The sequence below is a fragment of the Streptomyces sp. XM4193 genome (assembly GCF_023072595.1).
Taxonomy (GTDB): domain Bacteria; phylum Actinomycetota; class Actinomycetes; order Streptomycetales; family Streptomycetaceae; genus Streptomyces.
Map to the genome: position 1 here is coordinate 300776 of NZ_JALLGK010000001.1, position 13947 is coordinate 314722.

Below are 13947 nucleotides of genomic sequence, written 5' to 3' on the forward strand. Positions count from 1 at the left end.
GCGCGCGTCCCCGCACGTGTCCGTCCCCGCACGTGTCCGTGCGTCCCCGCACCTCCGCAACCCGTCCCCGCGACGCGCTCCCGACCCCGGTCGGCGGGCTCGGGCACCGGCTCCGAGCTGGGCTTTCGCCCCGGGACCGACCCTCCTTCGGAGATCGTTGCAGGGTGCGCCATAATGGGTCTTGTGAATGCATTCACATTCACAAGCGCGGTGGCTTCCTCCGTATTCGCGGAAGAAGATCCTCTATGTCGAAGGGCCCGGCGACGGACCCGCGCATCCGGAAGGAGAACGCGACGTGGACCTCGCACTGGCACCGGAGACCCTGGCGCGATGGCAGTTCGGCATCACGACCGTCTACCACTTCCTCTTCGTGCCGCTCACGATCTCGCTGGCCTCGCTCACCGCCGGCCTCCAGACCGCCTGGGTGCGGACGGGCAAGGAGAAGTACCTCAGAGCGACGAAGTTCTGGGGGAAGCTCTTCCTGATCAACATCGCGCTGGGCGTGGTCACCGGCATCCTGCAGGAGTTCCAGTTCGGCATGAACTGGTCCGACTACTCGCGCTTCGTCGGTGACGTCTTCGGGGCGCCGCTCGCCTTCGAGGCGCTGATCGCCTTCTTCTTCGAGTCGACCTTCATCGGGCTGTGGATCTTCGGCTGGGACCGGCTGCCGCAGCGGATCCACCTCGCCTGCATCTGGATGGTCGCGATCGGCACCATCCTGTCCGCGTACTTCATCCTGGCCGCCAACTCCTGGATGCAGCATCCGGTCGGCTACCGGATCGACGAGGAGAGCGGGCGCGCCGAGCTGACCGACATCGTCGCCGTACTGACCCAGAACACCGCGGTGGCGCAGTTCTTCCACACCATCGCCGCGGCCTTCCTGGCCGGCGGCGCCTTCATGGTCGGCATCGCGGCCTGGCATCTGATGCGCGGCAACCACGTCCCGGTGATGCGCAGTTCGCTGCGGGTGGGCCTGGTGACGCTGGTGGTCTCCGGGCTGCTCGTCGCCGCCAGCGGCGACCGGCTGGGCAAGATCATGTACGACCAGCAGCCGATGAAGATGGCCGCCGCCGAGGCGCTGTGGGACACCGAGGCGCCCGCGCCGTTCTCGCTGTTCGCGATCGGGGACGTCGACAAGGGACACAACACGGTCGCCGTCGAACTGCCCGGAATACTCTCCTTCCTCGCCCACGACAACTTCTACGAGGCCGTCCCCGGCATCAACGACACCAACGAGGAGCTGAAGGAGAAGTACGGCGAGAAGTTCGGCATCGACGACTTCCGGCCGAACATCGCCGTCACCTACTGGGGCTTCCGCTGGATGATCGGCTTCGGCATGGCCTCGCTCGGTGTCGGGCTGCTCGGACTGTGGCTGACCCGGCGCAGATTCCTGCTCGCACCCGAACTGCGCACCGGCGAGGACGAGGTGCCCCGGCTCGCGCTCACCCGCGGCCGGACGCTGGGCAGCCGGCTGGAGCGCTGGTACTGGCGGCTCGCCGTCCTGACCATCGGCTTTCCGCTGATCGCCAGCTCCTGGGGCTGGATCTTCACCGAGATGGGCCGTCAGCCCTGGGTGGTGTACGGGGTGCTGCCCACCTCCTCGGCGGTCTCCCCCGGCGTCTCACAGGGCGAGGTGATCACCTCGATGGCGATCTACACGCTGCTCTACGGGGTGCTGGCCGTCGTGGAGATCAAGCTGCTGCTGAAGTACGCCAAGGCCGGGCCGCCGGAGCTCACGGAGGCGGATCTGAACCCGCCCAAGCGGATCGGCGGGGACCCTCACGATCCCGAACAGCAGGAGCGGCCCATGGCGTTCTCCTACTGACCCCCGCCGCGGCGCCCACGGGTGTGCGCCGCCGTACCCGCCGGGTCGAGGACGACGGCCCGCTCCCCGCCACCTGCTCTGGAGTGTGTTATGGAACTCCCCCACCTGTGGTTCGTGCTGATCGCCGTGTTGTGGACCGGCTACTTCTTCCTGGAGGGCTTCGACTTCGGCATCGGCGTGCTCACCGGGATCCTCGCCCGCGACCGTCGCGAGAAGCGGGTGCTGATCAACACCATCGGCCCGGTCTGGGACGGGAACGAGGTCTGGCTGCTGAGCGCGGCCGGAGCCACCTTCGCCGCGTTCCCCGACTGGTACGCGACGCTCTTCTCCGGCTTCTACCTGCCGCTGCTGGTTATCCTGGTCTGCCTGATCGTGCGCGGTGTCGCCTTCGAGTACCGGGCGAAGCGGCCCGAGGAGCGCTGGCAGCGCAACTGGGAGCGGGCCATCTTCTGGACCTCGCTCGGCCCCGCGTTCCTGTGGGGCGTCGTCTTCGCCAACCTGGTGCACGGCACCCCGATCGGCGAGAGCGGCGAGATCGAGGGCAGCGTGCTCGAACTGCTCGGCCCGCACGCGCTGCTGGGCGGTCTGCTGACGCTGGTGCTCTTCACCTTCCACGGCGCGGTGTTCGCCGCGCTCAAGACCGTCGGCGAGATCCGGCTGCGCGCGCGGCGCACGGCCGGCGGCCTGGGGCTCGCCGCCGCGGTGCTGGCGGTGGCCTCGCTCGGCTGGACCCAGGCGGAGCGCGGTGGTACGGCGAGCGCGGTGGCCATGGCCGTCTCGGTGGGGTCGCTGGTGCCGGCGCTGATCGCCAACGCCCGGGGCCGGGAGGGCTGGTCGTTCGGCTGGTCCGGGGTGGCGATCGCGGCGTTCTCCGCGATGCTCTTCCTCGCGCTGTTTCCCGACGTGATGCCCTCCTCGCTGCGGGAGGAGTGGAGCCTGACCGTCGAGGGGGCGGCCTCCAGCCCGTACACCCTGCGGATCATGACCTGGTGCGCCGCCGTCGCGACGCCGGTGGTGATGCTCTACCAGGGCTGGACGTACTGGGTGTTCCGCAAGCGCATCGGTGTGCAGCACATCGCAGAGCCGGTGCATCCGAAGACGACGGCGGAGTGAGCCGTGCGTCCCGTCGATCCGCGGCTGCTGCGGTACGCACGCGCCACCCGCGGCTTTCTGCTCGCCTCCGTGGCGCTGGGCCTGTTGACCGCGGGGCTGGTGGTCGCGCAGGCGATGCTCGTCGCCGAACTGGTCGTACGTTCCTTCCAACAGGGGGCGGGCGCCGAGGAGTTGGCCGGGCCGCTGGGGCTGCTGGCGGCCGTCTCGGTGGGCCGGGGGGTGGTCGGCTGGCTGACCGGGCTGGCGGCGCACCGTTCGAGCGCGGCGGTCAAGTCCGAGCTGCGGCTGCGGCTGCTGCAACGGGCGGCGGCGCTCGGGCCGGGCGCTCCGGCCGCTCGGCGCACCGGTGAGCTGACCGCGCTGGCCACCCGCGGGGTGGACGCGCTGGACGACTACTTCGGCCGCTATCTGCCGCAGTTGGGGCTCGCGGTGGTGGTGCCGGTCGCGGTACTGGCCCGGATCGTGTGGTCCGACTGGATCGCCGCGTTGACGATCGCGTTGACGCTGCCGCTCATCCCCGTCTTCATGGTGCTGATCGGCTGGGCGACGCAGGCTCGGATGGACCGCCAGTGGCGCATGCTCTCGCGGCTCTCGCACCACTTCCTCGACGTCGTCGCCGGCCTGCCCACGCTGAAGGTCTTCGGCCGCGCCAAGGCCCAGGCGGAGAGCGTGCGGCGGATCACCGGCGATTACCGGCGGGCGACGATGCGCACGCTGCGGGTCGCCTTCGTCTCCTCCTTCGCCCTGGAGCTGCTCGCGACGATCTCGGTCGCGCTGGTCGCGGTGGGCATCGGCACCCGGCTCGTGCACGGCCAACTCGACCTCTACAGCGGCCTGGTGGTGCTGATCCTGGCACCCGAGGCGTATCTGCCGCTGCGGCAGGTCGGCACCCACTACCACGCGGCGGCGGAGGGGCTGGCCGCCGCGGAGCAGGTCTTCGAGGTGCTCGCCGAGCCGCTGCCGCAGGACGGTGGGCGCCGGGTGGCGGGCGACGGTCCGTACGCGCTCGCCGTACAGGGGCTGACGGTGCGCCGGCCGGGCCGGAGCGAACCGGCGGTGCACGACGCGTCGTTCGCCGTGGCGCCCGGCGAGACGGTGGCGCTGACCGGTCCCTCGGGAGCGGGGAAGTCCACCGTGCTGAGCGCAGTTCTGGGCTTCGTGAACCCGAGCGAGGGCCGGGTGCTGGTGGGCGGCGCGGACCCGGGCACGAGCCCGGGGCCGGAGCGGCCGGAGGTCGCGGTCCCGGAGGTCACGGGTCCGGAGTCGGTCGACGGGGTGGAGTGGACTCCGCTCGCGGCGCTCTCGCGGGAGAGCTGGCACCGCCGGGTGGCGTGGGTGCCGCAGCATCCGACGCTCTTCGCCGGGACGGTCGCCGACAACGTACGGCTGGCGCGTCCCGACGCCGACGAGGAGCAGGTGCGCGCCGCGCTGCGGGACGCCGCGGCGCCGGAACTGTCGCCGGACCGCACGGTCGGCGAGGGCGGCACCGGGCTGTCGGCCGGCCAGCGCCAACGTGTCGCGCTGGCAAGGGCGTTCCTCGCCGACCGGCCCGTGCTCCTGCTGGACGAGCCGACCGCCGCGCTGGACGGCGAGACCGAGGCGTCGGTGGTGGCGGCGGTGCGGCGGCTGGCCGTCGGCCGCACCGTACTCCTGGTGGTGCACCGGCCCGCGCTGCTGGAAGTGGCGGACCGGGTGGTGGAGCTGCCGGGCCCGACCCGCCGCCCGGCGCCGGGGGACACCGTCCCGCCGGAGGCCGGTGCGCGTACGGAGGCTGTCCGCGCCGCTGCCGTACGGGAGACCGCGGTGGCGGAGACGCCTGCGGCGGAAGGGGCAGGTGCGGCGACGAAGACGTCTGCGGCCTTCGAGCAGGACGGCGGCGGGGCGGTGGCGCCGCGGCTGCCGGAGCCGGCGCTGCGGCGGGTACGGGCCGGATGGCACGGGCAGCGGGGCAGGTTTGTACTGGCCGGGGTGCTCGGCGCGCTGGCGCTCGGCAGCGCGGTGGCGCTGATGGCGACCTCCGGCTGGCTGATCTCGCGCGCCTCCGAGCAGCCGCCGATCCTGTACCTGCTGGTCGCGGTGACGCTGACCCGGGCGTTCGGCATCGGCCGGGCCGTCTTCCGGTACGCGGAGCGGCTGGTCTCCCACGACGCGGTGCTGAGAGTGCTGGCCGATCTTCGGGTCGGCGTCCACCGGCGCCTGGAGCAGCTGTCACCGGCGGGCCTGCGCGAGAGCCGGCGCGGGGATCTGCTGGCCCGGCTGGTCAGCGATGTGGACGACTTCCAGGACTACTTCCTGCGCTGGCTGCTGCCTGCCTGGGTGGCGGCCGGCGTCTCGCTGGCGGCGGTCGGCTTCACCGCGTGGCTGCTGCCCGCGGCGGGCGCGGTGCTGGCGGCGGGTCTGTTGGTCGCCGGTGTCGCGGTACCGCTGCTGACCGTACTGGTCGCGCGTCGCACCGAGTCCCAACTCGCCCCGGCCCGCGGAGAGTTGCACGTGCGGATCGTCGATCTGCTCTCCGGCGTGGGCGAGTTGACGGTCGCGGGCGCGCTGGGCGACCGGCTGGCGGCGGTGCGCGGGAGCGACACCGAGCTGACGCGGCTGGCCCGGCGGTCCGCGGCGGGCACGGCGCTGGCGGGCGGACTCATCCTGCTCACCGCCGGGTTGACGGTCACGGTGGCGGCGCTGGTCGGTGTCGCCGCGGTGGCCGACGGCCGGTTGGCCGGAGTGTGGCTCGCGGTGGTCGTGCTGACACCGCTGGCCGCCTTCGAGGCGGTGCTGGACCTGCCGCAGGCCGTACAGCACCGCCAACGGGTGCGCCGCAGCGCGCAGCGGGTGTACGAGGTGCTGGACACGCCCGTACCGGTGGCGGAGCCGGACCGTCCCGAGCCGGCCCCGCGGACGCCGTTCCCGGTGGAGGTGCGCGGACTGTCGGTGCGTCACCCCGGCGCCGCCCGACTCGCCCTGGAGGACGTGGAGTTGCGGTTGGAGGCCGGGCGCAGAGTCGCCGTGGTGGGGCGCTCGGGCGCGGGCAAGACGACGCTCGCCCAGGCCATGCTGCGGTTCGTCGAACCGGCGGCGGGCCGGGTGCTGCTCGGCGGCCGGGACACCCGGCGGCTGGACTCCGACGAGGTGCGGCGGCGCATCGGGCTCTGCGCGCAGGACGCGCACCTCTTCGACAGCACGCTGCGGGAGAACCTGCGGCTGGCGCGACCCGACGCCGACGAGGCGGCACTGCGGTCCGCACTCGCCGGTGCGCGGCTGCTGGAGTGGGTGGACGGGCTGCCGGACGGCCTGGACACGGAGGTCGGCGAACACGGTGCCAGGCTCTCCGGCGGCCAGCGTCAACGGCTCGCGCTGGCAAGGGCGTTGCTCGCCGACTTCCCGGTGCTGCTGCTCGACGAGCCGGCCGAGCACCTCGATCTGGCCACCGCCGACGCACTGGCCGCGGACCTCCTCGCGGTCACCGAGGGACGTACGACGCTGCTGATCACGCACCGTCTGCGCGGGCTCGACGCGGTGGACGAGATCGTGGTGCTGGAGTCCGGCAGGGTCGCCGAGCGCGGTACCTACGCCGAACTCCTCGCCCGGCGCGGGGCGTTCGCCGCGATGCTCGCTCGGGAACGGGCGCAGGACGCCCTGCTCACCGCCACCGGCCGGCCTCTCGCCGAGAAGCCCCTCGCCGACCGCCCCGACGGAGACCGGCCCGGCGGGGCGGACGCGGATCGGGCCGTGGCGGCGGAGCACGCCTGACCAGCTCCCGGGCGGGCGGTGAACCGTGGCCGGCGCCGCCCGCGCGTCCGGGCGGGTGGCGCTCGCGCGTCCGGGCGGGTGGCGCTCGCCGACGGGCGGGCTGCGAACGGCGCCGTCGGCAGGGGACGGTGCGCGGCTCACGCGGTCGTCGGCGGGGGACAGCGCGCGGCTCACGGTGCCGTCGGCGGGGAAACCGGTCCCGTTGTTCGCGGTTGGCGGCGCTGAACCGGTCGCTGTGGCAGGGGCATCGGTCCGGCGGTTTGTCGAACTCGGTTTGTGGGCAGCCCTGTTGACCGGTCGCCCGGTGTGGTGACTCGCGCATGAGGGACGTCCGCCCGGTCCTGTGGGACCGGGCGGACGTGCGCAACTCGGTTACACCCGGGCGCCGTTGTCGTCCAGCGCCTTGCGTGCGGCGGTACGGTCCTTGGCCGCGCCGGAGGTGCGGGAGACGGGCCGCGGTGGCGGTGCGTTGCGACGGGCGGCCTCCAGCTCGATCGCCAGCGGCACGGCGGTGAAGACCGAGGAGTAGGTGCCCACGACGATGCCGATCAGCAGCGCCAGCGCGAAGTCGGCCAGCGACTCCCCACCCAGAATCAGCAGGGCGCCCAGGATGAAGATCGCGCCCATTCCGGTGTTGACGGTGCGTGGCACGGTCTGGAGAACGGCGGTGTTCGCCACTTCGGGGAACCGGCTGCGGCGGTCGGCCCCCCACAACTCCCGCACCCGGTCGAAGACCACCACCGAGTCGTTGACCGAATAGCCGATGACGGTCAGCAGCGAGGCCAGGAAGATCCCGTCGATCGGCTTGCCCAGCCAGGCGAACACGCCGAGCAGCACCACCACGTCGTGGGTCAGCGCCACCACCGAACCCGCTGCGAACGTCCAGCGGAACCGGAAGGCCAGATAGGCGAGTTGGGCGAAGACGGCGACCCCGAGGGCGATCAGCGCGTTGCGGCGCAGCTCGTCGCCGAGGCTGGGGCCGATGAGTTCGTCGTTGAGCTTGGTGACCTCGCCGCCCTCCTCGGCCAGTGCCGCGCGCACCTTCGCCTCGTCCTCGTTGCTGAGGTCGGCCATCCGGACGCTGAGGTCGCTGTCGCCTGAGGTGGTGACCTCGGCGTCGTCGAAGCCGGCGTCCGCGAGCGCGGAACGGGCCGTCTCCACCTCGACGGGCTGCGTGGTGGCGTACTCGGTGAGTCGACCGCCGGTGAACTCGACGCCCCAGTCCAGACCGCGCAGCACCACTCCCGAACCGGCGACGATCACGACCGCTGCGGACACCGTCAGCAGCAGCCGAGTGCGGCGCAGCACGTCCGGTTTGCGCTTGATCAGCCAGGTGCGGACGCGTCCGAGGAAAGCGATGCCGTTCAGGCGGGGACGTCGCACCAGGGCGTCGCGCTCGCTCGCGATCTCGGCCAGCGCGCGGGCGATGACCAGTGCGGAGACCATCGAGGCCAGTACGCCGATGGCGAGCGTGACACCGAAGCCCTTGACCGGTCCCGAGGCGAGGAAGAAGAGCAGCCCGGCCGCGATCAGCGTGGTGATGTTGGAGTCCGCGATGGCGCTGAAGGCGTTGCGGAAACCGGCGGTGACAGCGGTGCGCAGGGAGCGCTTGGTGCGTTTGTTCCGTCGCGAACCGCCCGTTCCGGCGGCGTACTCCTCTCTGGCGCGTTCGAAGACAAGGACGTTGGCGTCCACCGCCATTCCGATCGCCAGCACGAAGCCGGCCAGCCCGGGGAGGGTCAGGGTGACGCCGAGCGCCAGCAGCGCGGCGTAGGAGATCAGCCCGTACGCGGCGAGCGCGATCGCGGCGAGCGCGCCGAAGAACCGGTAGATCGCGATGACGAAGAGCGAGGTCAGCACGACGCCGATCACCGCCGCCTTGGCACTCGCCTCGATCGCGTCGGCGCCGAGCGTCGGACCGACCGTGCGCTGCTCGACCAGGTCGACCGGTACCGGCAGCGCGCCGCCCTTGATGAGCAGCGCCAGCTCCTTGGCCTCCTGTTGGTCGAAGGTGCCGGTGATCTGGGTCGATCCGCCCGAGATGCCGGAACCGCAGCGCACCCCGGGGTCCACCTGCGGCGAGGAGATGACCTCGTGGTCCAGGACGATCGCCACCCGGCGGCGGTCGTCGCCCGCGGGGTGGCAGGCGGCCTTGCCGGTCAGCGCGGCCCAGTCCTTGCCGCCCCCGTGGAAGTCGAGCCCGACGAACCAGCCGGCGGCGCCCTGCTGGTCCAGCTGCGCCTCCGCCTCCTTGACGGTGGAGCCGGTCATCTCCGCCTTGCCGAGCTTCAGCATCCGGCCGGACTCGTCGGGGAAGGAGCCGGCCCGGGACTGGTCCCTGCGCTCGTCGGGCTCCTTGCCCTTCTCGGCGGACTTGTCCTCGGCGTCCTGCGGAGCGCCGGGCCCTTCGACGGGGTGGAAGGTGAGTTGTGCGGTGCGGCCGAGAACCTTCACGGCTTCGCGCGGGTCCTGCACATCGGGCAGTTCCACGACGATCCGGTTCTCGCCGGAACGGGTCAGGGTCGGTTCGGCGACGCCGAGCGCGTCGACACGGTGGCGCAGCACCTCCATCGTGCGATCGGTGGTGTCGGAGTCGGCCTTGGTGGTGCTGGTGCTCCGGGTCTCCACGACCAGGCGGGTGCCGCCCTGGAGGTCGAGCCCGAGCCGTGGCGAGCCGGTGAGGACGAGGAACGCGGAGACGAGCAGTACGACGACAGCGACGACTGCTCGCACCACGGTGGGGCGAGACATACAGGGCCTCCATCAGGCGGCGGCCATCCACCGGTTCGGACGCGGCGACGCTTCCGTGCGCGGCGCCGAGCGCCGGAGCGGGCGGTCCCGGCTCCGTACGTCCCCGGGGCACGGGCGCGACTCATACGCGTCGTGCACCGGCGGTACGGGGCGTGGCGCCCGTGTGCGCACCCGGGCGGCTGCGGACGTACGGAGCCGGGCGCGGGCGTCGCGCGCGTACGCGGAATCCCTGCTCACGGGTCCGTACGAGCCGGTCGCGCGTGAGCGCGGGGAGCTCGGCCGGAGCCCCGGAGAGGGCGAACGGTGGTGGTGGCCAGGGCGGTTGTGACGTCCTGGGGAGCGGGGCACCGCCCGGAACCGCCGCGACCGGCCGGTTGGCAGGGCGGGGGCTCGGTCAGTGTCCGGGTGCTCCCGGAGGCCCGCGCACATCGGGCAGTGCGCCGGGCGCGGAGCCGGGCAGGAGCGCGGGCACGTCCTCCGCGGCGACGCCGGCCTGCGCCGGACGGTGCTGGTGCGCGGCCGGCGGCAGCAGCCCGCCGGGGCCGCCGGGACCGTGCTGCTCGCGCGGGGCGTAGGGCAGCGTGCCGGGGACGGTCGTCGCCACCGGCGAGTGCCGCAGCTGCTCGCTCTGCCGCTCCGACCGCTCCTGTCCGGTGCGGTCCCGGTCCTGTGCCCGGTTCGGTGCCCGGTCCGGCGTCCGGTTCTCGTCGTGGCCGAGGTGCAGTTCGGCGGCGGCAGGCGCGGCGGAGGCGGTTGCGGCGAGGGCGGTCTGCGCGGCGTGCGCCGTCTGCGGCGCGACGCCGAGGCCGAGCAGCGTGGCGAGCAGCGCGGCGAAGGCCAGCCTGCTTCGCGCGGCGAAGGCGGGCTTCGCTCGCCTCGTCCTGTCACCGGCGATGTTCACCACCGCACCGTAGCCACGCGTGGGCGGGCCGGGCAATGCCGCACCCCCTCGCGCCCTCGCGGCGCGGCACGTTCCGGGCCGGGACCGCCGCGCTGTCCGCCCTTCGGCATCGTCGGTGCCCGCGCCGCCGGGTCCGCGGACCCCGCACCGCACCCGAGGCGTGGAGCAGAACCGCCGACCGGAGAACCGGTCGCGCTCGTCCGACCGCAGCGGGCCGTGGTGCGTTCACCGACGGCCGATCCGCCGCCCGGCCCGTGACCTGCTGCCGCTGACTACGTGATTCGTTCCGTGCGACCGATGGCTGCCGTCGGAAAGGGAGCCGTCCGGCTCACCTGTCGGAACTCGCGAAAGAAGTCGCCCATCACCGCGGCGACGGGTGCACCGCGGACGAGGAGCGCCGCGATCGACGCGGGAACGCCCCGTGGTGTGTCCCCGTGGGCGCACGCGTCCACAAACGCCCTGCGTTCTTCCGGCGAGTACCCGTAGAGGGCCACGGCCAGCCAGTTCACCAGATGGGTGACGGCGTAGTGCGGGTCGTAGGTGCGGTGCCGGTCGAAGAAGTCGGCCTCGTCCTCTGCGAGGTCGAAGCGGGAGGAGAGCGCGAGGCCGTAGTCGGTGAAGAAGAGCCGTCGGCCGTCGGTGAGGATGTTCTCGAAGTGGGCGTCGAGATGGAGAAGGCCGCGGGCGTTCATGAACGAGATGCCCGCTCTCAGCTCCTCGTCGACCAGGGCGCATGCTCTCTCGGCCGTCTCCTCGCCGGCCTCGATCCGGCCGCCCAGCCAGTCGTGCAGGTTCTGCGGGATGTACTCCAGGAACAGCACGAGGCTCGCCGTGGACTCCTGAAGGGCTTCGATCCGCCGGCGCACCGCTGATCCGCCTCCCCAGTAGGCGACAGCCCGCTCCACATCGGCCAGTTCCTCGGGCAGCGGCCCGGCGGAGTCCGGGACGACCCGCCAGTGGTGCATCAGCGGAAAGCCCTCGTGATCTCCCGCGATCACCCAGTTCGTCGTCATGGTGTGCGCTGCCAACTCCCGCCAGGCCCCGAACCCCGGCGAGCCGACGGCACCGATGCCGTAGTGGCAGTGGGCCGGGAGCCCGAACAGGTTCGCGGTGGAGCGAACATGCTCGGGCCGCCGCTCAAGGTCGGTCAGCCGTACCTGCTTGACGAAGACCCGGGTCCCCTCGACCTCCAGCAGGGCCGTCCTCCCGCCGATGCCCGATCCCATCGGTGCGGCGGCGGCCACGCACTCGCGCAGATCGCGGTCACTGCGCAGCGCCAGCGAGGTGGAAACCGCGCCATGGGTTCCCAGACGAGCGCTGCGCGACAAGCCGGGCCCCTCTTCCACCTCGTCCCGCCTTCCGCGTCGTCCCATGTCCGCCACCGTGCTCCGCCTCGGGTGCGATCACCGGAACGGGTTCGACTCCCCACCCTGCCACGGCAGCGGCAACGAGCCGGGGGCACAACCGGGGCCGCAGCGGGCGCCGTTGAGGCCGGCCGGCAGCAACCGACGGGCCTGCCGGCCACTTTGGTGCACCCTTCCCACCGATGACGTCCACAGCTGTGCCGCCGCCGCGCGGCGAACCGACCGGACCGGGTGCCGCGCGGTTGCTCAGTGCGGTGGGTCGGTGGCCAGCAGGCGTTCGATGACGGCTGCCACCCCGTCCTCGTTGTTGCCGACGGTGCGGTGGCTGGTGGCGGCGAGCACGGCGGGGTGGGCGTTGGACATCGCGTAGGAGCGCCCCGCCCAGTCCAGCATCTCCAGATCGTTCGGCATGTCCCCGAACGCGATGACGTCCTCGGGTCCGATGCCGCGCTCGGCGCAGCACTGTGCCAGGGTGCTGGCCTTGCTCACTCCCCGGCCGCTGATCTCCAGCAGCGTGCTGGGACTCGATCGGGTGATCTCCGCGAGATCGCCCGCCACCGACCTCGCCAGTTCGAGGAACCCGTCCGGCGACAACTCGGCGTGCCGCACCAGCAGTTTGAGCACCGGGTCCCCGCCCTGCCCGCTGCCGCCCCGCCCGGCGTCTCCGCCGGTCTGCTGCCCGGCCGCCGGCCCGTCGGAGGAGAGCAGTTTGTCGATGGGGGCGGTGGCGACCGGCCCGTCGTCACCGTGGAAGTACGGCGTGTACTGCGGCTCGTACGTCATGCCGGTCGTCCGCTCCAGCGCGAAGGTCGCTCCCGGCGCCGCCCTCCTGATCGCGGCCACCACCTCGCGGGCGGTCGGCACCGGCAGCTCCCGCACCTTCACCAGGCTGCGGCCGGCGTGCAGATCGACGACCGCCGCGCCGTTGGCGCAGATCGCCAGGCCGTGCCCGTGGACGTGCTCGCTGACCACGCCCATCCAGCGCGCCGGCCGTCCCGTGACGAAGAAGACCTCCACCCCGGCCCGTTCGGCGGCGGCGAGCGCGGCGACCGTACGGGCGGAGACGGACTTGTCGTCGTGCAGCAACGTTCCGTCAAGATCGGTGGCGATGAGTCGGGGAAGACCCTGTACACGGCGAGTAACGGGGAGTCGAGTCACGGTCATCATCCTCGCGCAGCAGATGCACACTCGTGCGCTCTCGTGCCCGATTGAGCGCTTTCTCACGTACTGGTCTGCCCGTTCCGGACCGGGAATGCTCCCTTCCGGTGCGGTCGGGTTGCCGCGGCCCACTGTCTCCGTGTGCCGAACTGACCGCCACCGAAAGGGGTTAGGTTGGCTGGATGCGGCTCAGTACGGTGATCCTTCCGGTCAGGCGGTGGCACGAGGGCGGGCGCGAGAGGTGGCGTCGCGCCGAGGAACTCGGCTTCCACACCGCGTACACCTACGACCACCTCTCCTGGCGCGTGCCCTTCCGCGACGGCCCGTGGTTCGGCGCGCTGCCGACGCTCACCGCCGCCGCGGGCGTCACCGAGCGGATCCGCCTCGGAACCATGGTCACCTCGCCGAACTTCCGGCATCCGGTCACGCTGGCCAAGGAACTCCTGACCCTCGACGACATCTCGGCGGGCCGGGTCACGCTCGGCATCGGCGCGGGAGGCAGCGGTTTCGACGCGACGACGCTGCTCCCCGAGGGCGAGGAGCCCTGGACCCCGAAGGAACGGGCAGACCGCTTCGCCGAGTTCACCGCGCTGCTGGACCGGCTGCTGTCCGAGGACGAGACCACACACCGCGGCGCCCACTACTCGGCGCACGAAGCGCGCAACATCCCCGGCTGCGTCCAGCTGCCGCGACTGCCGTTCACCGTGGCGGCGACCGGCCCGCGCGGGATGCGGCTCGCCGCGCGCCACGGGCAGGGCTGGGTCACCACCGGCGACGGGCGCATCGGCCCGGACGCCGGCGCGCAGGAGTCGAGGGCGGCACTGCGCGGCCAGCTCGAACGGCTCGCGACCGCCTGCGAGAAGGAGGGACGCGATCCGGCCGCCCTCGGCCGCACCCTGTTGACCGGTTTCGTGCCCGAGCGTGTGCTGGAGTCGGTGGATTCCTTCGTCGACTTCGCCGGCGCCCACGCCGAGCTGGGCTTCGACGAGATCATCCTGCACTGGCCGCTGCCGGGCACCCGGTTCGAGGCCGACGAGCGAGTGTTCGAGGAGATCGCGACGCGCGGTGTCCAGCAGATCGGGAGCTGA

Annotated in this window: 8 protein-coding genes; 4 read left to right on the forward strand and 4 right to left on the reverse strand. The window is 72.5% G+C overall.

Translation table 11 applies throughout. The features are described 5' to 3' along the window. Window positions 1-295: 295 nt before the first annotated feature. The 3 genes from MTQ01_RS01250 to cydD all read left to right on the forward strand — a co-directional run bounded on the left by MTQ01_RS01250 (window position 296) and on the right by cydD (window position 6685). Entirely contained in the window at window positions 296-1825 is a 1530-nt protein-coding gene (locus tag MTQ01_RS01250) for a cytochrome ubiquinol oxidase subunit I (protein ID WP_247486417.1), read from the forward strand. 90 nt (window positions 1826-1915) lie between these two features. After that, the gene (gene cydB / locus MTQ01_RS01255) at window positions 1916-2938 is read left to right on the forward strand and encodes a cytochrome d ubiquinol oxidase subunit II (RefSeq protein WP_247486418.1); all 1023 of its coding nucleotides are present in this window, start codon (window positions 1916-1918) and stop codon (window positions 2936-2938) included. Window positions 2939-2941: 3 nt separating this feature from the next. After that, the gene (cydD, locus tag MTQ01_RS01260) at window positions 2942-6685 is read left to right on the forward strand and encodes a thiol reductant ABC exporter subunit CydD (protein WP_247486419.1); all 3744 of its coding nucleotides are present in this window, start codon (window positions 2942-2944) and stop codon (window positions 6683-6685) included. A 372-nt stretch (window positions 6686-7057) separates the two neighbouring features. On the opposite strand, the gene secD is transcribed toward cydD, so the two are convergent. The 4 genes from secD to MTQ01_RS01280 all read right to left on the reverse strand — a co-directional run bounded on the left by secD (window position 7058) and on the right by MTQ01_RS01280 (window position 12865). Continuing rightward, on the reverse strand, window positions 7058-9436 hold the full coding sequence (gene secD / locus MTQ01_RS01265) for a protein translocase subunit SecD (protein ID WP_247486420.1): 2379 nt from the start codon (window positions 9434-9436) through the stop codon (window positions 7058-7060). A gap of 394 nt (window positions 9437-9830) precedes the next feature. Beyond that, complete coding sequence (locus tag MTQ01_RS01270; protein ID WP_247486421.1) at window positions 9831-10337, reverse strand: hypothetical protein; 507 nt, start codon at window positions 10335-10337, stop codon at window positions 9831-9833. Window positions 10338-10609: 272 nt separating this feature from the next. Then, the gene (locus tag MTQ01_RS01275) at window positions 10610-11710 is read right to left on the reverse strand and encodes a protein kinase family protein (RefSeq protein WP_247486422.1); all 1101 of its coding nucleotides are present in this window, start codon (window positions 11708-11710) and stop codon (window positions 10610-10612) included. Window positions 11711-11947: 237 nt separating this feature from the next. Continuing rightward, complete coding sequence (locus tag MTQ01_RS01280; RefSeq protein ID WP_374207627.1) at window positions 11948-12865, reverse strand: HAD family hydrolase; 918 nt, start codon at window positions 12863-12865, stop codon at window positions 11948-11950. A 176-nt stretch (window positions 12866-13041) separates the two neighbouring features. On the opposite strand from MTQ01_RS01280, the gene MTQ01_RS01285 reads away from it, so the two are divergent. Then, a complete protein-coding gene (locus tag MTQ01_RS01285; protein WP_247486424.1) occupies window positions 13042-13947 on the forward strand; it encodes an LLM class flavin-dependent oxidoreductase in 906 nt (301 codons plus the stop codon).